This window comes from Bradyrhizobium sp. CCBAU 45321 (genome assembly GCF_028128975.1).
Classification (GTDB): domain Bacteria; phylum Pseudomonadota; class Alphaproteobacteria; order Rhizobiales; family Xanthobacteraceae; genus Bradyrhizobium; species Bradyrhizobium yuanmingense.
On sequence record NZ_LFKZ01000122.1, the window covers coordinates 67,919 to 89,990 of the forward strand.

A 22,072-nucleotide genomic window follows, 5' to 3' on the forward strand; every position below is an offset into this window, starting at 1 on the left:
GTACCTACGGACTGAGCGCGATCCGGAATCCATGCGTGGGGTAACGGACGCCGGTGTCGTATCCACCGCGGTTTGACGGCCGCACATATCTCGAATCGTTCTTCCAGGAGCCTGAGCGCAGGACATGAGAGCTGCAGTCAGCGCTGGTCCGCGCCGAGCCGTCGCTGGGCGCGCCCTGATAGGTCCGGTGCCAGCAGTCCGCGACCCACTGATCGATGCCGCCGCCCATGTCGTAAAGCCCGAACGGATTGGGCTTGAAACTGCCAACCTTGGCCGGCTGCTCGGCCGCAAGTTCACCGCAATCCTTGCAGCCGGCCATGCCCGGCTGCAGCTTGTCGCCCCACCAATATTTGGTCTGTGTCCCGCCGCGTGCCGCATATTCCCATTCGGCTTCGCTCGGAAGCCGGTAGGGCTTCTTTGTCGCCTGCGCGAGCCAGGCGACATATTGCTGCGCATCGATCCAGCTCACATTGCTGACCGGGGCATCGTCCTTGCCGGTGGCCGTGAATCCGCACGCCTTGGCGGCAGCGCATTCGTTCCACTCCTGCACCGTCACCGGGTATTTTCCGATCGAGAACGGCTTGATCGTGACCTGGTGGACGGGACGCTCGGTCGGATCGTCGTTGCTTCCCATGGCGAAGCTGCCGCCGCGAATGGCGATCATTTCGGGCTGGCGCACCGGCGTTGCCGATGGGCTGGGAGCCGGAGCCGGAGTCGGGGCCGAAGGCGACGAAGCCAATGACGGAGAGGGTTGCGGCGTCTGCTTCGCCGCCTCGCTCGGCAACGGCTGAGGAACCGGTGAGACCACCGGAGCGGTGGGCGGCGCGGCAGCCTGCTCGCCCATCTTGCCGGGTTGCGCCAGCAAATACCAGAGCACGCCGGTGGCCATCATCAGCACTGTAATGGCCAGCAAAAAGATCAGCGCGTTCTCACGCCGGCTTCTTGTCTTGCCGATCGCATCAGCGTCCGGCAGCACACGATACACGCGCACCGGATCGGTGATGTTCTTGACCTTGCGGTCGCCGAGCGACTCATAGCCGCATACTACCTTGTGCTTGATCTGCTCGTAGATCGCGCCCGAGATATAGACCTGACCGGGCTCGGCAATGCCCTCGATGCGTGTGGCGATGTTGACGCCGTCGCCGTAGACATCGTCCGACTCCACGATCACATCGCCGAGATTGACGCCGATCCGATATTCGAGCCGCGAATGCTTGGGAAGCGACGCGTTGCGGCCGATGAGGTTCTGCTGGATGACGATGCTGCATCGAACGGCCTCGACGGGGCTGTCGAAAATGGCGATGAAGCCATCGCCTGTCGTCTTCACCAGAGTTCCATGGTGCTCGACGATGCTTGGATAGATGAGGTCGCGCTCGATCCGCTTGACGCGGACATGCGTCCCCTCCTCATCGGCCTGCATCATGCGGCTGTACGAAGCGATGTCACCGACAATGATCGCTGCGAGGCGACGAGGCATGGCGCCGTGCGCAGGCGGCTCGTCTTGATTGCCGGATTTGAAGCTGCGAATTTCGCCCATTGCGGGGGGACTCCACATACTGACAAGGCAGCCCCAGCTTACGACCGCCGAAGGCGGTCGCTTGTGAAGGCTATCACATTGACGAACCGAGACAATGTCGCAGCGATTGCAGACTTCAAGTTCCGAAGGGCCGCCCGCTTCACCGCTTGAACCTTCTCAAGCCCATCAGTGACTAAGGCGGAGCGTGAAGCGAGTTGCGCGAATCCGCACCGCGACCACCGCTCGAGCGGCTTGCGACGGTTGAACGCGGGTCACCAATTCTGCGTCTAACAGACAGCAGCTCTGTCCTGCTGCGACGAAATTGTCGTGTGCGCGAGGCCCTCATGAAGCTCGTCATCCTTGCTGCCCTCACTTTTGCTGCGCTGACCAGCGTCGGCCGCGCCGAGGAAGTCGACGATATTCGCGAGCCCAGCAAGGCCGAGGCCGAGACCTTCAATACGCGGATGTATGCGAAGCCTCCCGGCGACAAGGCCTATGCCTGCTTCGTCCGCCGCTACGATGCCGACCATCTGGCGCGGCATCCGAAGCAGAAGGTCGCCGCGATGAAGCTGCTGATCTCCGCGGAATTCGACAAGGAGGACAAGGAGCTTCACCATTCCTTCCGCCTTGGCTTCAGGTACCGTCACCGCAGCGGCGATTTCGACTCCAGCGGCTCGTGCAACCACGCCGTATTCACCAGGAGCGGCGACGAGGTGCGCCTCGGCTGCGGCGTCGACTGCGATGGCGGCGGCATCGGTGTTGCGCTCTCCAAGGACGACAAGTCCGCGATCGTCCGGCTCGAACGTGTCAGGGTCTGGCAGAACAACAAGCCGGACGATGACGCCGAGCATTCGCTGACCGCCGGCGCCGACGACAAGATTTTCCGGCTCGACCGGGCCGACAATCGCGAGTGCGCCTCGCTGGTGATCGACCGCAAGGAACTCGCGGCGCTGCGCCACAAATGATATGCCTGCGGCAAATTCGGGCTTCGTCGAGGAGATCGCCATGAACCGCCGGAACATCCTGTGGAGCGCCGTCTCGGCACTCGGTGCGGCGCTTGGCGGCTCCAGCGCGAAAGCCACCACCGCCACCGCGCGGTCGAACAAGCTCAAGGTGGCCTATCACCTCAGCGACGCCGAGAAGGTCCATTTCGTGCTCGGCAATATCCAGAACCACATCGACGGCGTCGGCGGCCCCGAGCACGTGACGATCGCGCTGGTGATCCACGGCCCGGCGCTGAAGGCGTTTCACTCGGCGCAGGCCAACCCCGACGTCAGCAAGCGCGTCGGTGACTTCTCCACGGGCGGCGTCGAGCTCGCGGCCTGCGGCAACACGATGAAGGCGCAGAACGTGACGCTGAGCGAGCTGCTGCCAGGCTTCGTCAACGCAGAGAACGGCGGCGTGGTGCGGCTCGCCGAGCTGCAGTCGCAGGGGTATCTGTATTTGCGGCCGTAGGCGGGCACGGCGACGTCTGGCGCAGCCCTTTCCGCGTCATTGCGAGGAGCCCTTGCGACGAAGCAATCCAGACAGCCTCCGCGGACAGATTCTGGATTGCTTCGCTGCGCTCGCAATGACGGGGGCGTATGGCGGCGCCGCAGGCCCCATCGTACTTGACTTACCCATAACTCCACAGTTATGAGTCTATTCATAACCTCCCGGTTATGGATTTTTCATGCCTCCCACCCCCGACCTCCTGTTCAGGACGCTCGCCGACCCGACCCGGCGGGCGATCTTCGAGCGGCTGTGCCGTGAGGGGGAGCAGACGGTCGGGGCGCTGACGGCGCGATCCGGCGTATCGCAGCCGGCGGTGTCGAAACATCTTGGCGCCCTGAAGCAGGCGGGCCTGGTGCGCGACCGGCACGAAGGACGGCAGACCCATTACAGCGCGCAGCCCGGCGCGCTCAATCCGCTGATCGACTGGACCGGCCAGATGGCCGGGTTCTGGCAGAAAAGGTTAGATGCCCTCGACGATCTCCTGACGAGGATGGACCAATGAACGAACCCGCCGAAACGCGCTCCGTCGTCATCGAGCGCGAATTTGCCTATCCCGCCGAGCGGCTCTGGCGCGCGCTGACGCAGCCGCATCTGATCGAGGAATGGCTGATGAAGAACGATTTCAAGCCGGTCGTCGGCCATCGCTTCAATCTGCGCGGCGAATGGGGCGGCGTGCTGGACTGCGAGGTGCTCACCATCGAGCCGCAGAGGACGCTGGCCTACACCTGGAATTTCTCGCACGAGGACGCCGCGTTCGATCTCAAGAGCATCGTCACCTTCACGCTGACGCCGACGAGCGCGGGCACGCATTTGCGCGTCGAGCAGGCGGGCTTCCGCCCGACGCAGAAACAGGCGTTCGGCGGCGCGCATGCCGGCTGGAAGCAGTTTTTGGCGAAGCTGGACGATCTGCTGGCGCGGGCGAGCTAGCTCCACCACCCATTCCGATCATTCTCAAAGGAGGTCCCAGTGAGCACGCCTATGTGGATTCGGCAGATTCATCGCTGGCTGTCGATGGCTTTCACGCTTGCCGTCATCGCCAACATCGTGGCGATGACGATGCAAGTCGAGGCCGTGTGGATCGGCTTCCTGGCACTGGTGCCGCTGATTCCGCTGCTCGCGACCGGGCTCTATCTGTTCGCGCTGCCTTATCGCGGCCGCAGCGACGCGTGAACGAGGCCATGATGAAGAAGCCCGTGGCGGCCAAGACGAGCAGCGCGAAGCAAGCAGGTACCGCCTCGCCATCCAAGCTGATCGACGGCAGGATCAAGGAGCTCGGCGACTGGCGCGGTGAGATGCTGGGGCGGGTTCGCGCGCTGATCAAGGAGGCCGACCCTGATGTCGTCGAAGAGTGGAAATGGCGGGGCGTTCCCGTGTGGGAGCACGACGGCATCATCTGCACCGGCGAGACCTACAAGGAGGTGGTGAAGCTGACCTTCGCCAAGGGCGCGGCACTCGCGGATCCCGCAGGCCTCTTCAATTCCAGCCTCGACGGCAATGTGCGCCGGGCGATCGATCTTCGCGAGGGCGAAAAGGTCAACGAGAAGGCGCTGAAGGCGTTGATCCGCGCGGCGGTGGAGCTGAATGTGTCGAAGAAGAAGCCGGGGAAGCGATCGGCGTAGAGCGGAATGGCTTTAGGTTGACTTGATTGCCCCGGGCTCGGTGCAACCTCTCCCGCTTGCGGGAGAGGTCGTGCCGAAGGCGCGGGAGAGGGCTCTATCCTCTTGGGGAACCCCACTGCGGAGACACCCTCTCCCAGCCCTCCCCCGCAAGCGGGGGAGGGAGCGCACCGCCTTCGGCGCGCGAGCTTCACTTCAAAAGAGGAGACAGCCTCACGCCACCGCGGCGGGAATCGGGCGTGGGCTGACGACGTATTCGCGCAGGACCTTGTCGTTGGCATCGACCTCGATCAGTGCGACGTCGTAGGTCCAGAGATCGGCCAGGTGCTGGAGCACGCGCTTGGCGTCGGTCTCGTTGAGCTGCGAGCCCTTGATGACGTGATGATGCAGGATCAGGCGGCGGTCGCCGGAGAGATCGACGTCGACCACCTCGATATTGGCGTCGATGTAGCCGACATCGTGCTGCCGCGCCAGCTCGCGGCGGACGCGGCGGAAGCCGCGCTCGTCGTGGATGGCGTCGACCCGGATGCCGGCGCGCTCCTCGGGATCGTCGTGCAGATGGAACATGCGGAAGTGCCGCATCAACTTCGGGCTCAGGAATTGGCCGATGAAGCTCTCGTCGCGATAATTGGCCCAGACGTCGCGCAGCACGCCCATGACATCGCCCTTGCCGGCGATGTCGGGGAACCACTCGCGGTCCTCGTCCTCCGGATTGCTAACGATGCGCTCGATGTCCTGCATCACGGCGAAGCCGAGCGCGTAAGGGTTGAAGCCGGAGAAGCGCGGGTCGTCGAATTCGGGCTGGAACACCACGTTGGTGTGCGACCCCAAGAATTCGAGGAAGTTGCCGTCGCTGATGCGGCCTTGCTCGTGCAGCTTGGTCATGATGCGATAATGAACGTAGGTCGCCGTCCCCTCGTTCATGACCTTGGTCTGGCTCTGCGGATAGAAATATTGCGCGATGTGGCGGACGATGCGGAGCAGCTCGCGCTGCCAGGGCGCCAGCCGCGGCGCGCTCTTCTCCAGGAAATAGAGCAAATTCTCCTGCGGCAGGCCGAGCAGCTTGCGGCGGCGCTCGATGCTGAGCGTGGAGCGGCTCTTGGCGGCGCCCTTCGGCACCGTGCGCCAGAGATCGTTGAAGACCTCCTCCTCGTGCTGGCGGCGGCGCCCTGCCCGCTTCTCCTCGGCGCGCAGATCGAGCTTCTTCTTGCCGGGGTAACGGTCGATGCCGTGCGACATCAGCGCGTGCGCGGCATCGAGCGTGCGCTCGACCTCGATGCGGCCGTAGCGCTCCTCGCACTGCATGACGTAGTTCTTGGCGAAGTCGAGATAGTCCAGGATGCCGTCGGCATCGGTCCACTGCTTGAACAGATAATTGTTCTTGAAGAAATGGTTGTGGCCGAAGGCGGCGTGCGCGATCACCAGCGTCTGCATCGTCGCCGTGTTCTCCTCCATCAGATAGGAGATGCAGGGCGAGGAGTTGATGACGATCTCATAGGCGAGCCCCATCAGGCCCTTGCGGTAGGACGCCTCATGGAACGCGAAGTGCTTGCCGAATGACCAGTGCTTGTAGAACAGGGGCATGCCGACCGACGAATAGGCGTCCAGCATCTGCTCGGCGGTGATGACCTCGATCTGGTTCGGATAGACGTCGAGGCCGAGATCCTTCAACGCCACCTCCTCGCAGGCATCGGTGATGCGCTGCAAGGTGTGGAAATCCCAATCGGCGCCTTCGAACAAACGTTCCTTCATGGAGCGGCCTTCTCCTGGGCAGTGTCGCGGCGCTGGAACAGATCGTGGAATACCGGGAAGATCTCGCTGCGCTCCGAGACCTTGCGCATCGAGAGCGGGGCGCCGCTGTTGCGCAGGCGTTCGTAGAGACTCCAGAGCGAGGAGTCGGAGAGATCGAAGGCGCTGCCGCCGGCCTCGCCGACCTCGAGATAGGCGAAGAACTGGCAGACCGGCAGGATCTTCTCGGTCAAGAGGAGCCCCGTGAGCTCGCCGTCGGAATAGGAATTGTCGCCGTCGGAAGCCTGCGCGGCGTAGATGTTCCAGTCCGACGGGTTGAAGCGCTCGCGCACGATCTCGTGCATCGCTTGCAGCGCGCTGGAGACCAGCGTGCCGCCCGAGGCCGGACCGTAGAAGAAGGTCTGCTCGTCGACCTCCTCGGCGCGGTCGGTGTGGCGGATGAAGACGATCTCGACATGCTTGTAGCGCCGCTTCAGGAACACGTAGAGCAGCATGTAGAAGCGTTTCGCCAGGTCCTTCATGTGCTCGGACATCGAGCCGGAAACGTCCATCAGGCAGAACATCACGGCCTGCGCGACGGGCTTGGGCACCGTCTCGAAGCGCCGGTAGCGGATATCGAGCGGATCGATGAAGGGGATGCGCTTGGACTTCGCCTTCAACATTTCGAGCCGGGCCACGAGAGCCGCACGCTCGTCCTCGTCCGTGCAGGCTTCGATCGCGGCTTCCAGCTCCTCGATCTCCTCCTTGCGCGGACGCTTGAGCGCGATGCGGCGGGCGAGCGCGAGCTTCACCGTCCGGCTCACCGAGATGTTGGCGGGCGAGCCGGTCATGGTGTAGCCGGCGCGCTGGATGCCTTCGCTCTCGGTCTGTGCGATCTTGCGCTTGGCGAGATCCGGAAGCTCGAGGTCGTCGAGGAACAGATCGACGAACTCGTCACGGCTCAGCACGAAGCGGAAGGCGTCCTCGCTGTCGCCTTCGCCGGGACCGGAATCCTTGGCGCTGCCCTGGCCGGAGCGCTGGAGATAGTCGCCTTCGATGAACTTCTTGTTGCCGGGCAGGACCATGTCGCGCGTCCCGCCTTCACGGCGGAAGCGCGGCTCGTGCATGCCGTCGAGCGGGATCGTGACCTCACCACCCTCCAGGACGTCCTTGATGTCGCGTTCCTGCGAGGTCTTCTTGACGGCGCCCTGCACCAGGGATTTGGCCCGACGCAAGAACCGCTGGCGGTTCTCAAGACTCTTACCGCCTGGATTCAGGCGCCTGTCAATAATGTGAATGGGCACTTTACCATTCGCCTCCCATCCGCCTCAACCGGCCTGCTTCACGCGCATGTACCATTCGACGAGCCGGCGAACCTGACGTTCGGTATAGCCGCGCTCCACCATGCGTGCGACGAACTCGCCGTGCTTCTTCTCCGTCTCGCCGTCCTTCTTCGACCCGAAGGAGATGACCGGAAGCAGGTCCTCGACCTGGGAGAATATCCGCTTTTCGATCACATCGCGAATCTTCTCGTAGGAGGTCCAGGTCGGATTCTTGCCGCCGTTCTGGGCCCGGGAGCGTAACGAGAATTTGACGACCTCGTTGCGGAAGTCCTTGGGGTTGGCGATGCCCGCCGGCTTCTCGATTTTCGTCAGCTCCTGGTTCAAAAGCTCGCGATCGAGCAGCTGGCCCGTATCAGGGTCCTTGAAGTCCTGGTCCTCGATCCAGGCGTCGGCGTAATCGACGTAGCGGTCGAACAGGTTCTGGCCGTAATCCGAGTAGGATTCGAGATAGGCCTTCTGGATCTCGTTGCCGATGAACTCGGCATAGCGCGGCGCGAGGTCCGCCTTGATGAATTCGAGATAACGCTTCTCGATCTCCTCAGGCAGCTGCTCGCGGCGGATCGCCTGCTCCAGCGCGTACATCAGATGCACGGCGTCGGCGGCCACCTCCTGCGGATCGTGGTTGAAGGTGGCGGCCAGGATCTTGAAGGCGAAGCGGGTCGAGACGCCGTCCATGCCCTCGTCGACGCCGGCGGCGTCGCGATATTCCTGGACGCTGCGCGCCTTTGGATCGGATTCCTTCAGGCTTTCACCGTCATAGACCCGCATCTTGGCGTAAATCGTGGAGTTTTCATGCTTGCGCAGGCGCGACATCACCGAGAACCGCGCCAGCGTCTCCAGCGTCGACGGCGCGCAAGGAGCCGAGGCGAGCTCGGAGCCCTGGATCAGCTTCTCGTAGATCTTCTGCTCCTCGGTGACCCTGAGGCAGTAGGGCACCTTGATGACGCAGATGCGGTCGATGAAGGCTTCGTTGTTCTTGTTGGCCTTGAAGCTCGCCCACTCGGCTTCGTTCGAGTGCGCCAGGATGATGCCGGTGAACGGGATCGCGCCGATGTTCTCGGTGCCGATATAATTGCCTTCCTGGGTTGCGGTCAGCAACGGATGCAGCATCTTGATCGGCGCCTTGAACATCTCGACGAACTCGAGCACGCCCTGGTTGGCGCGGTTGAGGCCGCCGGAATAGCTGTAGGCGTCGGGATCGTTCTGGGCGTAGGTCTCGAGCTTGCGGATGTCGACCTTGCCGACCAACGAGGAGATGTCCTGGTTGTTCTCGTCACCGGGCTCGGTCTTGGCGATCGCGATCTGGCGCAGCCGCGACGGCTGGATCTTGGCGACACGGAACTGGGAAATGTCGCCGCCGAACGCTTCCAGCCGCTTGTAGCACCACGGGCTCATCAGGCCGGTGAGGCGACGGCGCGGAATGCCGTACTTCTCCTCCAGCATCGGACCGAGCTGATCGGGATCGAACAGGCTGAGCGGGCTCTCGAACACGGGCGAGAGCTCGTCGCCGGCCTTGAGCACGTAGATCGGCTGCACTTCCATCAGCGACTTGAGCCGCTCGGCGAGCGAGGACTTGCCGCCGCCGACCGGGCCGAGCAGGTAGAGGATCTGCTTGCGCTCTTCGAGACCTTGCGCCGCATGGCGGAAGAAACCGACGATGCGCTCGATGGTTTCTTCCATGCCGTAGAAGCCGGCGAAGGCTGGATAGGTGCGGATGGTGCGGTTCAAAAAAATACGGCCAAGGCGTGGGTCCTTGGCCGTGTCAATCGTCTGAGGCTCACCGATCGCCGCTAGCAGTCGTTCAGCCGCGTTCGCGTATTTCATGGGATCGCTTCGACACGATTCCAGATATTCCGCCATCGACATGTCGTGCTGGCTTCTCGCCTCGAACGACCGAGCGAAAGCGTTGAATAGAGAATCGTTGTACATGATCCCTCTCCGCGTGAGTTCCGCTACAAGCTGAAACGAAAGCAGTTACCGGACCGTTCCTCAGGCCGTTTCGAATCAGCGTGAGCACATGACAATCATTGGACACCCGGGTGGCGACTCGACGCAACGCACAACGTAGGCACTCCATGAGTTACGAACAGGCACCTGCCTGCAATTTGTGCGAATCTCCGTCTATTCTGGCTCATTTCCAGAAAATGTCACTCGGTCGCCACATCCGGGCGTTCCCGGGGATGGCCCCATCCGGCGGTGCAGCATAGCGATCGGGGAGCGGCGATCTTATGACGCTCGTACGGCGAAGCCTTGCGGTCCCCGTTCATCTTCCTGCTGCAATGCGGTGTGCTGGCGGCCTGTACGTCGCCGCGGCAACGCGCAGCACCGTGTCACAATCGCTGCCAGGCCAGGCCCACCCCGACGGATGACAACGCGATCGTTCTCTGCGTAACGGCCAGCTTGGGATGCTGCGGAGCTCTTCGCATGTCCGGCGCCGGCCTCAGCACGATCATTTCGTGACCGCGGCAATCTTCGAGCAAGATCTCCGCCATCCCCGTGGCAGAAATTCATTGTCGATACGGAGAGCGCGGATGCGTAGGAGTGGATGACGACGACATGCCCGCTGGGCAGCGAAGCGCTCAGATCAGCCGGATGGTGAACGACCTTTACGCAACAGTAAGCTGCCCGTCTGGATCGCCATGATCGCGACGGAGTTACACTGGAGGGTATGACTCCCGCACCCTTGATTGGTTCCCTCCCGGGTGCATGTAGGCTAGAGGATAGCGCGTCAGACCTTCGCGAAAACCCTCGTCCGCAGGCTTGGAGATAATAAACATCATGAATCCCGTCAAAGAACTGGAAAAGCACGGACAGGCGGTCTGGCTCGACTTCCTGGCCCGCGGCTTCATCGCCAAGGGCGACCTGAAGCGGCTGATCGACACCGACGGCGTCAAGGGCGTCACCTCCAACCCGTCGATCTTCGAGAAGGCGATCGGCAGCTCGGACGAATACGACGCCCCGATCGGCAAGGCGCTGAAGCGCGGCGACCGCACCGTGGCCGACCTGTTCGAGGCCGTCGCGATCGAGGACATCCAGAACGCCGCCGACGTGCTGCGCCCGGTCTATGACCGCCTCAAGGGCGGCGACGGCTATGTCAGCCTGGAGGTCTCGCCCTATCTCGCCATGGACACATCAGGCACGATCGCGGAGGCGCGGCGGCTCTGGAAGGACGTCGGTCGCAAGAACCTGATGGTGAAGGTGCCGGCGACGCCGGAGGGCCTGCCGGCGATCGAGCAGCTGATCAGCGAGGGCATCAGCATCAACATCACGCTGCTGTTCTCCAAGGCCGTCTATCTCGAGGTGGCCGAGGCCTACATCGCCGGTCTCGAGACCTACGTCGCCGGCGGCGGCGATCCGTCGCATGTGGCCAGCGTCGCCAGCTTCTTCGTCAGCCGGATCGATTCGGTGGTCGACAAGCAGCTGGACGAGAAGATCGCCCGTGCCAACGATCCGTCCGAGAAGGAGCGGCTCGCCGCGCTCAAGGGCAAAGTGGCGATCGCCAATGCCAAGCTCGCCTACCAGGACTACAAGCGCCTGTTCGCAGGCCCCCGCTGGGAGAAGCTCGCCGCCAAGGGCGCCAAGCCGCAGCGCATGCTGTGGGCCTCCACCGGCACCAAGAACAAGGACTATAGCGACGTCCTCTATGTCGAGGAGCTGATCGGCCCCGACACCATCAACACCGTGCCGCCGGCAACGCTGGATGCGTTCCGCGACCACGGCAAGCCGCGCGACAGCCTGGAGGAGAACGTCGAGGACGCGAAGCGCGTGCTGGACGAGCTGGAGCGCTCCGGCATCTCGCTCGATGCGATCGCCGAGGAGCTGGTCAAGGACGGCGTCAAGCTGTTTGCGGATGCCGCCGACAAGCTCTACGGCGCCGTCGCCCACAAGCGGGCGGTCGTGCTCGGGCCCGCACTCGACCGCCAGCAGCTCTCGCTGGGCGAGGCGCTCGGCAAGGCGCTGGCCAAGACCACGGAGGAATGGCGGGCGTCGGCCAAGATCCGCAGGCTGTGGCAGCGCGACAAGTCGGTCTGGACCGGTGCGGACGAGGACAAATGGCTCGGCTGGCTCGACAGTCCAGCCAAGGCCGACATTGCCGATTACGAGGACTATGCGGGCCGCGTGAAGGGCCAGAAATTCTCCGACGCCGTCGTGCTCGGCATGGGCGGCTCCAGCCTCGGCCCCGAGGTGCTGGCCGAGACCTTCGGCAAGAAGCCCGGCTTCCCCAAGCTGCACGTGCTCGACTCCACCGACCCGGCGCAGGTGCGGGCGATGGAGGCGAAGATCGACATCGCCAACACCGTCTTCATCGTCTCCAGCAAGTCCGGCGGCACCACCGAGCCGAACGCGATGAAGGACTATTTCCATGAGCAGGTTGCCAAGGCGGTGGGCGCAAAGGTGAAGACCGGTCATCGCTTTATCGCGGTGACCGATCCCGGCTCGTCGCTGGAGAAGGCGGCGATGAGCCTTCATTACGCCCGCATCTTCCATGGCGAGCCCTCGATCGGCGGACGCTATTCGGTGCTCTCGCCGTTCGGGCTGGTGCCGGCGGCGACCGCGGGCATCGACGTCAAGAGCTTCGTCAAGCATGCGCTGGCGATGGCCCGCTCCTGTGGCCCCGATGTGCCGCCGTCCGAAAACCCGGGCGTGCAGCTCGGCCTTGCCATGGGTCTCGCGGGACTCGAAGGCCGCGACAAGGTGACGATCCTGGCGTCGAAGAAGATCGCCGATTTCGGCGCCTGGGCCGAGCAGCTGATCGCGGAATCGACCGGCAAGGAGGGCAAGGGCCTGATCCCGATCGAGGGCGAGCCGCTGGGCGATCCCTCCGTCTACGGCAACGACCGCTTCTTCATCGACATCCGTGTCGAAGGCGAAGCGGACGCCGCACACGATTCCCAGCTTGCCGCGATCCAGGCGGCGGGTCACCCCGTGGTGCGCATCGTCATGAAGTCGATCGAGCATCTCGGCCAGGAATTCTTCCGCTTCGAGATGGCGACCGCCGTGGCCGGCAGCATTCTCGGCATCAACCCGTTCGACCAGCCGGACGTGGAAGCAGCCAAGATCAAGACCCGCGAGCTCACCGCCGCGTTCGAGAAGACCGGCAAGCTGCCGGCGGAAGAGCCGGTGGTCAGCACCAAGGACGCCGATCTCTACACCGACGAGGCCAATGCCACGGCGCTGCGCGCCGCCGGCGCCAATGGCGATCTCGGCTCCTGGCTGAAGGCGCATCTGTCGCGATCCAGCGACGGAGACTACGTCGCCCTGCTCGGCTACATCGCGCGCGACAAGGCCACGATCGACGCGCTTCAGGCCATGCGCTTAGAGGTGCGCGAGAAGCGGCATGTCGCGACCTGCGCCGAGTTCGGCCCGCGCTTCCTGCACTCGACGGGACAGGCCTACAAGGGCGGGCCCGACAGCGGCGTCTTCCTCCAGATCACCGCCGATGACGCCAAGGACCTGCCCGTGCCGGGGCAGAAGGCGAGCTTCGGCGTGATCAAGGCGGCGCAGGCGCGTGGCGATTTCGACGTGCTGACCGAACGCGGCCGGCGTGCGCTGCGGGTGCACCTGAAGGGTGGGCTCAAGAAAGGCCTCGCCGCGCTCAATGCAGCGCTCAACGACGCGCTGAACTAAAGGAATAACGCAGATGCAACTCGGCATGATCGGCCTCGGCCGAATGGGCGGCAACATCGTTCGCCGCCTGATGCGCCACGGGCATTCGACGGTGGTCTACGACAAGGACGCCAAGGCCGTCGCTGGCCTTGCCGCCGACGGCGCGGTCGGCTCGGCGACGCTGGAAGAGTTCGTCGCCAAGCTGGAGCGGCCGCGCACGGCCTGGGTGATGCTGCCGGCAGGACGCATCACCGAGACCACGATCGAGACAATCGCCGGCGTGATGCAGGAAGGCGACGTCATCATCGACGGCGGCAACACCTTCTGGCAGGACGACGTCCGCCGCGGCAAGACGCTGAAGGCGCGCGGCATCCATTACGTCGATGTCGGCACGTCAGGCGGCGTCTGGGGGCTCGACCGCGGCTATTGCATGATGATCGGCGGCGAGAAGCAGGTGGTCGACCGCCTCGATCCGATCTTTGCGGCGCTCGCGCCGGGCGCCGGCGACATTCCGCGCACGCCGGGGCGCGAGGGCCGCGATCCCCGCGTCGAGCAAGGCTACATCCACGCCGGGCCCGTCGGCGCCGGCCATTTCGTCAAGATGATCCACAACGGCATCGAGTACGGCCTGATGCAGGCCTATGCCGAAGGTTTCGACATCCTCAGGAATGCCAATATCGAGGCCTTGCCGGCGGATCATCGCTACGATTTCGATCTCGCCGACATCGCCGAAGTGTGGCGGCGCGGCAGCGTGATTCCGTCCTGGCTGCTCGACCTCACCTCGACCGCCCTCGCCGACAGTCCGCAACTGTCGGAATATTCCGGCTTCGTGGAGGATTCCGGCGAAGGCCGCTGGACCGTGAATGCCGCGGTCGACGAGGCCGTGCCAGCCGAGGTTTTGACCGCGGCGCTCTACACACGTTTCCGTTCCCGCAAGGAACACACCTTCGCCGAAAAAATTCTCTCGGCGATGCGTGCAGGGTTCGGCGGGCACAAGGAGCCGACGCAGCCGGGCGCGGCGAAGCCGAAGTAACGCGTAAACCAAGCGAAGGCCGACCATTCGTGACAAAAGACCCGCAGCCAAAGCGCAAGCCGGAAAATTGCGCCTTCGTCATCTTCGGCGTCACCGGCGATCTCACCCATCGCCTGGTGATGCCCTCGCTCTACAATCTGGCGGCCGAGCACCTGTTGCCGGAAAAGTTCTGCGTCGTCGGCGTCGCCCGCAGGGGCCAGTCGGATGAGGAGCTGCGCGACAGCCTTCTGAAGGGCTTGCGGCAATTCGCGACGCGCCCGGTGGACGACGACATCGCGACGAGGCTTTTGGAATGCGTGACCTTCGTCGAGGCCGACGCAAAGGACCCGCCCTCCTTCGACCGCCTGCGTGAGCATCTGGATTCGCTGGAATGCGCGCAGGACACCGGCGGCAACCGGCTGTTCTATCTGGCGACGCCGCCCGCTGCGTTCGCGCCGACCGCGCGGGAGCTCGGCCGCACCGGCATGATGAAGGAGAACGGCGCCTGGCGGCGGCTCGTGATCGAAAAGCCGTTCGGCACCGACCTCGCCTCGGCCCGCGCGCTGAATGCCGAACTCTTGAAGATCATGGACGAGCACCAGATCTACCGGATCGATCATTATCTCGGCAAGGAAACGGTGCAGAACATCCTGGTGCTGCGCTTTGCCAACGGCATGTTCGAGCCGATCTGGAATCGCAACCACATCGATCACATCCAGATCACCGTGGAAGAGAAGCTCGGGGTCGGCCACCGCGGCGGCTTCTACGATGCCACCGGCGCGCTGCGCGACATGGTGCCCAACCACCTGTTCCAGCTGATGTCGCTGGTCGCGATGGAGCCTCCCGCCCGCTTCGATGCGCACTCTGTGCGTTCCGAGAAGGCGGACGTGCTGACATCGATCCAGCTGCCCAGCCGGGAGGACGCACTGAAGAATTCGGTGCGCGCGCAATATCTCGCGGGTCGCAGCGGCGACGACGAGATCACGGACTATCGCAAGACCGCGGACGTCAAGCCAGACAGCACCACCGAGACCTTTGTTGCGCTCAAGCTGATGATCGACAATTGGCGCTGGGCCGGCGTGCCGTTCTACTTGCGCACCGGCAAGGCGCTCGGCCACAAGCGCACCGAAGTCGCGATCAAGTTCAAGCAGGCGCCGCTGTCGATGTTTTCGGGTACGGACGTCGACCGCCTTTCTCAGAACTTCCTCACCATCGGCATCGCCCCGACTGAGACCATCGAGCTGCAGTTCAACGCCAAGATCCCGGGGCCGAGCATCACCATCGACGGCGTCGAGATGAAGTTCCGCTATGGCGACTATTTTCGCGCCGATCCCTCGACCGGCTATGAGACGCTGATCTACGACTGCATGATCGGCGACAACATCCTGTTCCAGCGCGCCGACGGCATCGAGGCCGGCTGGCAGGCGGTGCAGCCGTTCCTGGACGCCTGGAAGAGCGCGGGCAGCAACGGCATCGAAACCTATGAAGCCGGCAGCGACGGCCCTGCCTGCGCCGACGAGCTGCTCCGGCGCGACGGCCGAAGCTGGCGGAAGTACTCGTGATGGCTCCGGCCGAGCAGCCGAAGCTGATCATCGAGGCCGATGCCGAAGCTCTCGCCCGCGCCGCGGCTGAACGCGTGATGGCGCGGATCGCAGCTAATGCCGGCCGCATCGCGATCTGCCTCACCGGCGGCTCCAGCCCGAGGAAGCTGTATCAGTTGCTCGGCAGCGAGGCCTGGCGCGGCAGGATTCCGTGGGAGCGCGTGCACTGGTTCATCGGCGACGAACGCTTCGTGGCCGAAAGCGATCCCCTCAACAACATGGCGGTCGCGCGCGCGACCTTTCTCGATCGCCACGCGCCCGCCGGCCATATTCACCCGATCCCGACCACAGCCGACAATCCCGATGCCGCTGCGGAAGCCTATGCGCGTGAGCTGCAGGACTTCTATGCTGGAGACCAGCTCGATCCGGCACGTCCGCTGTTCGATCTCGTCCTGATGGGCGCAGGACCGGACGGCCACACCGCCTCGCTGTTTCCCGGTTACCCCGAGATTGAGGAGACCCGACGCTGGGTCGTCGGCGTGCCCAAGGCGAACGTAGCGCCGTTCGTGCCGCGGGTCTCGCTCACCCTGCCCGTCTTGGCCTCCTGCCGCGAAATGCTGTTCGAGATTGCCGGGCAAGACAAGCGGCCGATCTTGACGCGCCTCTGCAATGGCGAGAATCTGCCGGCCCTACGCGCGCGCTCGAACGGCGAGACCGTCTGGCTGGTCGACAAGGCCGCGCTTCCGGAGGACATTCGTGGGCCGCGCTGAAGCACCTTGTGCATTGATCGTGATGGGCGTGTCGGGCTCGGGCAAGAGCACGGTCGCGAAGGCGCTCGGCGAGCGCCTCGGCTGGCGCTTCGAGGACGGCGACAGCTTCCATCCCGCCAGCAATGTCGAGAAGATGCGGGCCGGACATCCCCTCACCGACGAAGACCGCTGGCCCTGGCTGAATGCCATCGCCGACGAAATCGCGCGGGTCTGCGGCCGCGGCGAGCACGTCATCATCGCCTGCTCGGCGCTGAAGCACGTCTATCGCGACGTGCTGCTGCGCGGACGCGACGACGTCCGCTTCGTGTTCCTGAAGGGCACGAAGGAGCTGATCGCCGAGCGGCTGGCGCAGCGCAAGGGACATTTCATGCCGCCCGGACTGCTCGCCAGCCAGTTCGAGACGCTGGAGCCGCCGGAGCCGGGCGAGCACGTCATCACCGTCTCGATCGACGAGACCGTCGAGGCGATCGTGGACGGCATCGTGCGGCAGCTCAAACTGGGCGGCGCAACACCCAAGGTTCTGCCATGACCCAAATCTCACTCGTGGTCTCCGACGTCGACGGCACGCTGCTGACCAGGGACAAAACGCTGACGGAGCGCGCGAAGAACGCCGTGCAGCGGATGCACCAGGCCGGCATCGGTTTCACCATCACCTCCAGCCGTCCGGCGATCGGCATGCGCTTCTTGATCGAGCCGCTGGCGCTGTGGCTGCCGGTTGGGCCGTTCAACGGCTCCTCGATCGTCGATCCCGAGATGCGGGCGGTCGAGCAGCACCTGATTCCCGCGCGCGCGGCCGAGCGCACCTTGCAGATCCTGCGCGACTACGGCGCCGACATCTGGCTGTTCACCACCGACAAATGGCTGATCGACAATCCCAGCGGCAGCTACGTCGCGCACGAGCAGCACACGATCCGCTCGGATCCGACGATCGTGACTGACTTCTCGTCCTACCTTGCCAGCGCCTGCAAGATCGTCGGCGCCAGCGCCGACGCCGCCCGGCTCGAGGCGTGCGAGAAGGTGATGCAGGAAGCCCTCGGCAGCGAGGCCACCGCGGTGCGCTCGCAGACCTATTATCTCGACATCACCCCGCCCGGCTTCAACAAGGGCACGTTCGTGCAAGCGATGGCCAAGCGCTTGGGCATCTCGACCGACGCGGTCGCCACCATCGGCGACATGCAGAACGACCTCGCGATGTTCCGCGTCAGCGGCACCTCGATCGCCATGGGCAACGCCGCCGACAACGTCAAGGACGAGGCGACGCATGTCACTGCGACCAATGAGCAGGACGGCTTTGCCGAGGCGATGGAGATGATCTTGACGCGGAATGGGGTTGGCTGAGCGGAATGGCTTAGATTGAATCGATTGCCACGGGCTCGGTGCAACCTCTCCCGCTTGCGGGAGAGGTCGCGCCGAAGGCGCGGGTGAGGGCTTTCTCCTCTAGGGGGCTATCCCATTGCGGAGACACCCTCTCCCCAACCCTCTCCCGCAAGCGGGCGAGGGAGCGCACCGTGCTCGTGGGGGCAAAAGCGCCTGACGGCGCTTGCTACTTCGACCGCTGCACCGCCGGCTTCTCGCTGCCTTGCCTTGCCGCCGACAAATTGTGCGCCGTGTTGATCAGCGCGATGTGGGTCAGGGCCTGCGGGAAATTGCCGGTCTGGCGGCGGGCCACGGAATCGTATTCTTCGGCCAGTAGCCCGACGTCGTTGGCGATGCCGACTACGCGGTCAAGCAGAACTTGCGCCTTGTCGAGATCGCCCGACAGCACATAGGCATCGGCGAGCCATAGAGTACAGGCCAGGAAGGCGCCTTCGAGCGGCGGCTGGTCCGGGGGCAGCTCGCGCGGGTCGTGCCGCAGCACGAAACCGTCGCGCATCAGGCATTTTTCGGCCGCGGCGATGGTGCCGCGGATGCGCGGGTCGTCCGCCGGCAGGAAGCCGACGGCGGGCAGCAACAGCACGCTGGCGTCGAGCATCTTCGAGCCGTAGGACTCGACGAACGCATTTGCCTCCGCATCGAATCCCCTGTTGCAGACATCGCGATGGATGGCATCGCGTAGCGCGCGCCAGTGCAGGAGCGGCGCCTTGAAGCCGAAGGTCTCGGCGCTCTTGATGCCGCGGTCGAAGGCGACCCAGGTCATCACCTTGGAGAACACGTAGTGCTTGGGCTGGCCGCGCCGCTCCCAGATGCCGTGGTCGGGCCGATCCCAGACTTCGGCAAGATGGTTGAGCACGGCGCATTCCAGCGCCCAGGTCGTCTCGTCGTCGAGCTTGAGCCTCGCCATGCGCGACTGGTGGAAGGCGTCGATCAACTCGCCGTAGACATCGAGCTGGAGCTGCGCGTGGGCGGCATTGCCGACGCGCACCGGCTGCGCACCCTCGTAACCGTCGAGCCAGCCCGCCTCCCATTCCAGGAGGCGCCGCTGGCCCCAGATGCCGTACATGATCTGCATGTTCGCGGGCGAGCCGGCCGCGGCGCGCAGCAGCCAATTGTGCCAGGCCAGGGCTTCCTCGGTGTAGCCCGAGTTCATCAGCGCCAGCAGCGTGAAGGTGGCATCGCGCAGCCAGCAGAAGCGATAGTCCCAGTTCCTGCTGCCTCCGAGCTTCTCCGGCAAGGAGGTGGTGGGTGCCGCGACGATGCCGCCGGTCGGCGCGAAGGTCAGCGCCTTCAGCGTGATCAGCGAGCGCAGGACCAGCTCCTGATAGTCGCCGTCACGGGTGCAATGGCCGCACCAGTCCTCCCAGAATTTTTCGGTCTCCTGAAGCGCCAGCTCCGCATCGATCGGCGCAGGCGGGTCGAGATGCGAGGGACCGTAAGTCAGCACGAATGGCACGGTCTCGCCTTCCTTCACCTCGAAGTCCGAGACGGTGGTCAGATCCTCGCCGCGGGTCTCGACCGGCGTGCGCAGCACCGTCATGTCCTGGCCGGCGATGGCCATCAAGGAATGGTCGATCCGCCGCACCCAGGGAATATCCGCGCCGAAGCCGAAGCGGATGACGAGCTCCATCCTCATCTTCACGGTGCCACCGATGCCGCGGACCAGCCGCACGATGTCCGACGCCTTGCCGCGCAGCGGCATGAAATCGATCAGCGCGACGGTGCCGCTCTTCGTCTCGAAGCGCGTCTCGAGGACGAGGGTATGGCCGACATAGCGCCGCGAAATGCGGGTCGCGTTCTCGCTCGGCGCGATCAGCCAGCGGCCATTCTTGTGGGTGCCGAGGATGGCGGCAAAGCAGGCGTCGGAATCGAAGGCGGGCCAGCACAGCCAGTCGATCGAGCCGTTGCGCCCGACCAGCGCCGCGGTCTCGCAATCGCCGATCAGCGCATAGTCCTCGATCCTCTGAGCCAATGTCGTGCGCGCCTGGCAAGTCCCGGCGGTTCAATTCCCGCCGGGCAATGAACGTTCCCGCGTCGCAGCCTTCAAAGCTGCGAGATCGATCTTGGACGCGATCTTGTCGAGCGCGACCGGAAGGCGCTGGCGCCAGTTCGGATGCTCGTCGATCGTGCCGGGAATGTTGGGCTGGTCGATCACGCCGAGCAGATCCTCCATCGACACCGCGAGCAGCCGGGAGGGCGTGCGCGACAGGAAGGCCAGCACAGAGTAGAGATCGTTGGCGCTGATGCCGTTCTGGCGCAGGATCTCGTCGAGCCCGCCGAGCGCATCCCATCGCGCCTGGTCGTTCTCGCCGGGATCGAGCCCGAGCGAGCGCTTCATCTTGAGATCGCTGAAGGAGCGCCAGCCGGCATAGGTCGACAGATCATGGGTGTTCAGCGTCACCAGCGCATTGGGCCGGTAATGGTCGACATTGCGGAAATGGCCGGCATCGTCGCGCTCGAACATCATGACGAGATAGGACCAGATGCCGAAATCCTGCATCATCTCGCGGAAACCTTCCGGCACGGTGCCGAGGTCCTCGCCGATCACGATGCATTTGTGGGCTGCGCTCTCGCGCGCTACGGCGGCCAATAGCGCCTCGAACGGCATCTGCACATAGGCGCCGTTGTCGGGCTTGAAGCCGCGCGGCACGAGATAGAGCCGTTTCAGACCGAGCACGTGATCGAGCCTGATCGCGCCGGCATGGCGCATCGAGGCCGCGAGCATGTCGGCGAACGGGACGAAGGATTGCGCTTCCAGCCCACCGGCATTGAAGCCGGCAAGGCCCCAATCCTGGCCGATCGTGTTGAGCACGTCGGGCGGCGCGCCGACCGCGAGATGACGCGAGATCGCCGTCTGCTCGTTCCAGGCATCGAAGCCGTTGGACTGCACGCCGACGGCGACGTCGAGATAGAGCCCGACCCGCATGCCGAGCTGGCCGGCGAGCGCCTTGGCTGCATGCAGCTGGCTATCGGCCGTCCATTGCACGAATTCGACGAACTCGACCTCGCGCCTATCCGCGCCATTACGCAGCTCGGCGCATTTCGCCTCGTCCGGCTGCTGCCATTCCGCCGGCCATTCCCACCAGGGGCCGGTGAAACGGTGCCGCAGCACCTCGAAACAGGCAAAGCGGGACAACAGCGGCGCGCGCTCCGCACGGAAGGCGTCAAACGCCTTGCGACGCGCCGCGCTCGCGCTTGTCACGAAGCTGTTAAAGGCGGCGCGCAGGCCCAGCCATTTCAGCGCCGCCATGTCGGCATAAGGGACGCGGTCGCCCTCGCGCAGACGGGCCGCCGTCGCGGCCGCGTCGGGCACGAGGTCGGCCGAGAATTCAGGGATAGCCTCCACGTCGATATAGAGCGGGTTGAGGAAAAGCCGGCTGTTCGGCGAATAGGGGCTGCAATCGGCCGGGTGATCGTCGAACAGGACATGCAGCGGATTGAGCCCGACGCCGTCGGCCCCGAGCTGCTTGGCGAGCCGGACGAGGCCAGCGAGATCGGTGAAATCGCCGATGCCCCAATTGCGGTCGGAGCGGACGCTGTAGAGCTGCACGGCGAGCAGCCAGCCGCGGTCGAAATCGCCACCGAAGCAGCGCTCGGGGGCCACGATCATCGGCACGTCTTCGCTCACACCTTCGGCATCGGTCAGCGTCAGGCGGTGATACCCGAGCGCCAGGCCCGCGGGCCAGGCGATCACGGGCTCCCGCGTCTCGCCTGCCGCGATCACATTGCCATTGCCAGCGATTTTCCATTGCAGCGGCGGCGCGCCAACCGACGCCAATTCCGTGCGCGGGCGTCCGAGCGCACGGACCACGACCGGCCCGCTGACGAAGCGATAGACCCGCTTCTCCGGCAGGGCGTCGAGGATGGATTTGAGGGCCTCGGGCGCGGTGACCCGCAGTTTGCCGAGGGCGTCGATGAATTCGGATTGAACGCCCTTGATCCGGGCTTGAGCTAAAAGATCCATTCGGCACGCAGCTTGCAGGCCATTAATTGGCCAGGGGCATCGAGAATAACGAGATCGCGGAAGAGGTTAGTCAGGGGTAACTCGCAAACTGCGCTTGCCGTTCCCAA

18 protein-coding genes are annotated in these 22,072 nt (G+C 64.5%); 12 read left to right on the plus strand and 6 right to left on the minus strand.

Annotated elements, in window-relative coordinates:
- Positions 1–4: 4 nt before the first annotated feature.
- Entirely contained in the window at positions 5–1,537 is a 1,533-nt protein-coding gene (locus ACM43_RS18435) for an SUMF1/EgtB/PvdO family nonheme iron enzyme (RefSeq protein ID WP_271541955.1), read from the minus strand.
- A 323-nt stretch (positions 1,538–1,860) separates the two neighbouring features.
- Between ACM43_RS18435 and ACM43_RS18440 the strand changes: the two genes are divergently transcribed.
- From ACM43_RS18440 to ACM43_RS18465, 6 genes are all read left to right on the plus strand, one after another.
- Positions 1,861–2,481: a hypothetical protein gene (locus tag ACM43_RS18440; RefSeq protein ID WP_271541957.1), complete on the plus strand. Its 621-nt coding sequence runs from the start codon at positions 1,861–1,863 to the stop codon at positions 2,479–2,481.
- A gap of 40 nt (positions 2,482–2,521) precedes the next feature.
- Positions 2,522–2,971, plus strand: coding sequence for a DsrE family protein (locus tag ACM43_RS18445; protein WP_271541959.1), 450 nt, complete (start codon positions 2,522–2,524; stop codon positions 2,969–2,971).
- A gap of 217 nt (positions 2,972–3,188) precedes the next feature.
- Positions 3,189–3,512, plus strand: a complete 324-nt coding sequence (locus ACM43_RS18450) for an ArsR/SmtB family transcription factor (RefSeq protein WP_271541960.1) — start codon at positions 3,189–3,191, stop codon at positions 3,510–3,512.
- Entirely contained in the window at positions 3,509–3,937 is a 429-nt protein-coding gene (locus ACM43_RS18455; protein ID WP_225182720.1) for an SRPBCC family protein, read from the plus strand. Before ACM43_RS18450 ends, ACM43_RS18455 begins: the two co-directional genes overlap by 4 nt.
- Positions 3,938–3,988: 51 nt before the next feature.
- Positions 3,989–4,180: a hypothetical protein gene (locus ACM43_RS18460; protein WP_157282126.1), complete on the plus strand. Its 192-nt coding sequence runs from the start codon at positions 3,989–3,991 to the stop codon at positions 4,178–4,180.
- Between the two features lie 11 nt (positions 4,181–4,191).
- On the plus strand, positions 4,192–4,629 hold the full coding sequence (locus ACM43_RS18465; RefSeq protein ID WP_157282129.1) for a DUF1801 domain-containing protein: 438 nt from the start codon (positions 4,192–4,194) through the stop codon (positions 4,627–4,629).
- Positions 4,630–4,839: 210 nt separating this feature from the next.
- Here the strand turns inward: ACM43_RS18465 and ACM43_RS18470 are convergent, their stop codons facing one another.
- The 3 genes from ACM43_RS18470 to ACM43_RS18480 are packed head-to-tail and all read right to left on the minus strand — an operon-like array spanning position 4,840 to position 9,626.
- On the minus strand, positions 4,840–6,378 hold the full coding sequence (locus ACM43_RS18470; RefSeq protein ID WP_271541966.1) for a SpoVR family protein: 1,539 nt from the start codon (positions 6,376–6,378) through the stop codon (positions 4,840–4,842).
- Positions 6,375–7,652 (minus strand): YeaH/YhbH family protein, encoded by a 1,278-nt coding sequence (locus tag ACM43_RS18475; protein ID WP_271542122.1) that lies wholly within the window; start codon positions 7,650–7,652, stop codon positions 6,375–6,377. The genes ACM43_RS18470 and ACM43_RS18475 overlap by 4 nt, the downstream gene beginning before the upstream one ends.
- A 30-nt stretch (positions 7,653–7,682) precedes the next feature.
- The gene (locus tag ACM43_RS18480) at positions 7,683–9,626 is read right to left on the minus strand and encodes a PrkA family serine protein kinase (protein ID WP_271541968.1); all 1,944 of its coding nucleotides are present in this window, start codon (positions 9,624–9,626) and stop codon (positions 7,683–7,685) included.
- An 849-nt stretch (positions 9,627–10,475) separates the two neighbouring features.
- Between ACM43_RS18480 and ACM43_RS18485 the strand changes: the two genes are divergently transcribed.
- The 6 genes from ACM43_RS18485 to ACM43_RS18510 are packed head-to-tail and all read left to right on the plus strand — an operon-like array spanning position 10,476 to position 17,965.
- Positions 10,476–13,325 carry a bifunctional transaldolase/phosoglucose isomerase gene (locus ACM43_RS18485; RefSeq protein ID WP_271541970.1) on the plus strand — a complete coding sequence of 950 codons (2,850 nt, stop codon included), beginning with the start codon at positions 10,476–10,478 and terminating at the stop codon, positions 13,323–13,325.
- 13 nt (positions 13,326–13,338) lie between these two features.
- A complete protein-coding gene (gene gnd, locus ACM43_RS18490) occupies positions 13,339–14,337 on the plus strand; it encodes a phosphogluconate dehydrogenase (NAD(+)-dependent, decarboxylating) (protein ID WP_271541972.1) in 999 nt (332 codons plus the stop codon).
- 29 nt (positions 14,338–14,366) lie between these two features.
- Complete coding sequence (gene zwf / locus ACM43_RS18495) at positions 14,367–15,878, plus strand: glucose-6-phosphate dehydrogenase (protein WP_271541974.1); 1,512 nt, start codon at positions 14,367–14,369, stop codon at positions 15,876–15,878.
- Positions 15,878–16,627 (plus strand): 6-phosphogluconolactonase, encoded by a 750-nt coding sequence (gene pgl, locus ACM43_RS18500; protein ID WP_271542123.1) that lies wholly within the window; start codon positions 15,878–15,880, stop codon positions 16,625–16,627. Before zwf ends, pgl begins: the two co-directional genes overlap by 1 nt.
- A gap of 22 nt (positions 16,628–16,649) precedes the next feature.
- Positions 16,650–17,156: a gluconokinase gene (locus tag ACM43_RS18505; protein WP_050991915.1), complete on the plus strand. Its 507-nt coding sequence runs from the start codon at positions 16,650–16,652 to the stop codon at positions 17,154–17,156.
- Positions 17,153–17,965 (plus strand): HAD family hydrolase, encoded by an 813-nt coding sequence (locus tag ACM43_RS18510; protein ID WP_271541978.1) that lies wholly within the window; start codon positions 17,153–17,155, stop codon positions 17,963–17,965. Before ACM43_RS18505 ends, ACM43_RS18510 begins: the two co-directional genes overlap by 4 nt.
- Before the next feature lie 205 nt (positions 17,966–18,170).
- Here ACM43_RS18510 and ACM43_RS18515 read toward each other — a convergent pair whose 3' ends face one another.
- Together ACM43_RS18515 and malQ are read right to left on the minus strand one after the other, a co-directional pair.
- Positions 18,171–19,973 (minus strand): glycoside hydrolase family 15 protein, encoded by a 1,803-nt coding sequence (locus ACM43_RS18515; protein ID WP_271541980.1) that lies wholly within the window; start codon positions 19,971–19,973, stop codon positions 18,171–18,173.
- Positions 19,974–20,003: 30 nt separating this feature from the next.
- Positions 20,004–21,965 carry a 4-alpha-glucanotransferase gene (malQ, locus tag ACM43_RS18520; protein WP_271541982.1) on the minus strand — a complete coding sequence of 654 codons (1,962 nt, stop codon included), beginning with the start codon at positions 21,963–21,965 and terminating at the stop codon, positions 20,004–20,006.
- Positions 21,966–22,072: the final 107 nt, after the last annotated feature.

What these genes read in the sequence shown, in the direction of transcription:
- ACM43_RS18435 (WP_271541955.1), bottom strand. Translation starts at nt 1,537, where the DNA reads ATGGGCGAAATTCGCAGCTTCAAATCCGGCAATCAAGACGAGCCGCCT.
- ACM43_RS18440 (WP_271541957.1), top strand. Translation starts at nt 1,861, where the DNA reads ATGAAGCTCGTCATCCTTGCTGCCCTCACTTTTGCTGCGCTGACCAGC.
- ACM43_RS18445 (WP_271541959.1), top strand. Translation starts at nt 2,522, where the DNA reads ATGAACCGCCGGAACATCCTGTGGAGCGCCGTCTCGGCACTCGGTGCG.
- ACM43_RS18450 (WP_271541960.1), top strand. Translation starts at nt 3,189, where the DNA reads ATGCCTCCCACCCCCGACCTCCTGTTCAGGACGCTCGCCGACCCGACC.
- ACM43_RS18455 (WP_225182720.1), top strand. Translation starts at nt 3,509, where the DNA reads ATGAACGAACCCGCCGAAACGCGCTCCGTCGTCATCGAGCGCGAATTT.
- ACM43_RS18460 (WP_157282126.1), top strand. Translation starts at nt 3,989, where the DNA reads ATGTGGATTCGGCAGATTCATCGCTGGCTGTCGATGGCTTTCACGCTT.
- ACM43_RS18465 (WP_157282129.1), top strand. Translation starts at nt 4,192, where the DNA reads ATGAAGAAGCCCGTGGCGGCCAAGACGAGCAGCGCGAAGCAAGCAGGT.
- ACM43_RS18470 (WP_271541966.1), bottom strand. Translation starts at nt 6,378, where the DNA reads ATGAAGGAACGTTTGTTCGAAGGCGCCGATTGGGATTTCCACACCTTG.
- ACM43_RS18480 (WP_271541968.1), bottom strand. Translation starts at nt 9,626, where the DNA reads ATGTACAACGATTCTCTATTCAACGCTTTCGCTCGGTCGTTCGAGGCG.
- ACM43_RS18485 (WP_271541970.1), top strand. Translation starts at nt 10,476, where the DNA reads ATGAATCCCGTCAAAGAACTGGAAAAGCACGGACAGGCGGTCTGGCTC.
- gnd (WP_271541972.1), top strand. Translation starts at nt 13,339, where the DNA reads ATGCAACTCGGCATGATCGGCCTCGGCCGAATGGGCGGCAACATCGTT.
- pgl (WP_271542123.1), top strand. Translation starts at nt 15,878, where the DNA reads ATGGCTCCGGCCGAGCAGCCGAAGCTGATCATCGAGGCCGATGCCGAA.
- ACM43_RS18505 (WP_050991915.1), top strand. Translation starts at nt 16,650, where the DNA reads ATGGGCGTGTCGGGCTCGGGCAAGAGCACGGTCGCGAAGGCGCTCGGC.
- ACM43_RS18510 (WP_271541978.1), top strand. Translation starts at nt 17,153, where the DNA reads ATGACCCAAATCTCACTCGTGGTCTCCGACGTCGACGGCACGCTGCTG.
- malQ (WP_271541982.1), bottom strand. Translation starts at nt 21,965, where the DNA reads ATGGATCTTTTAGCTCAAGCCCGGATCAAGGGCGTTCAATCCGAATTC.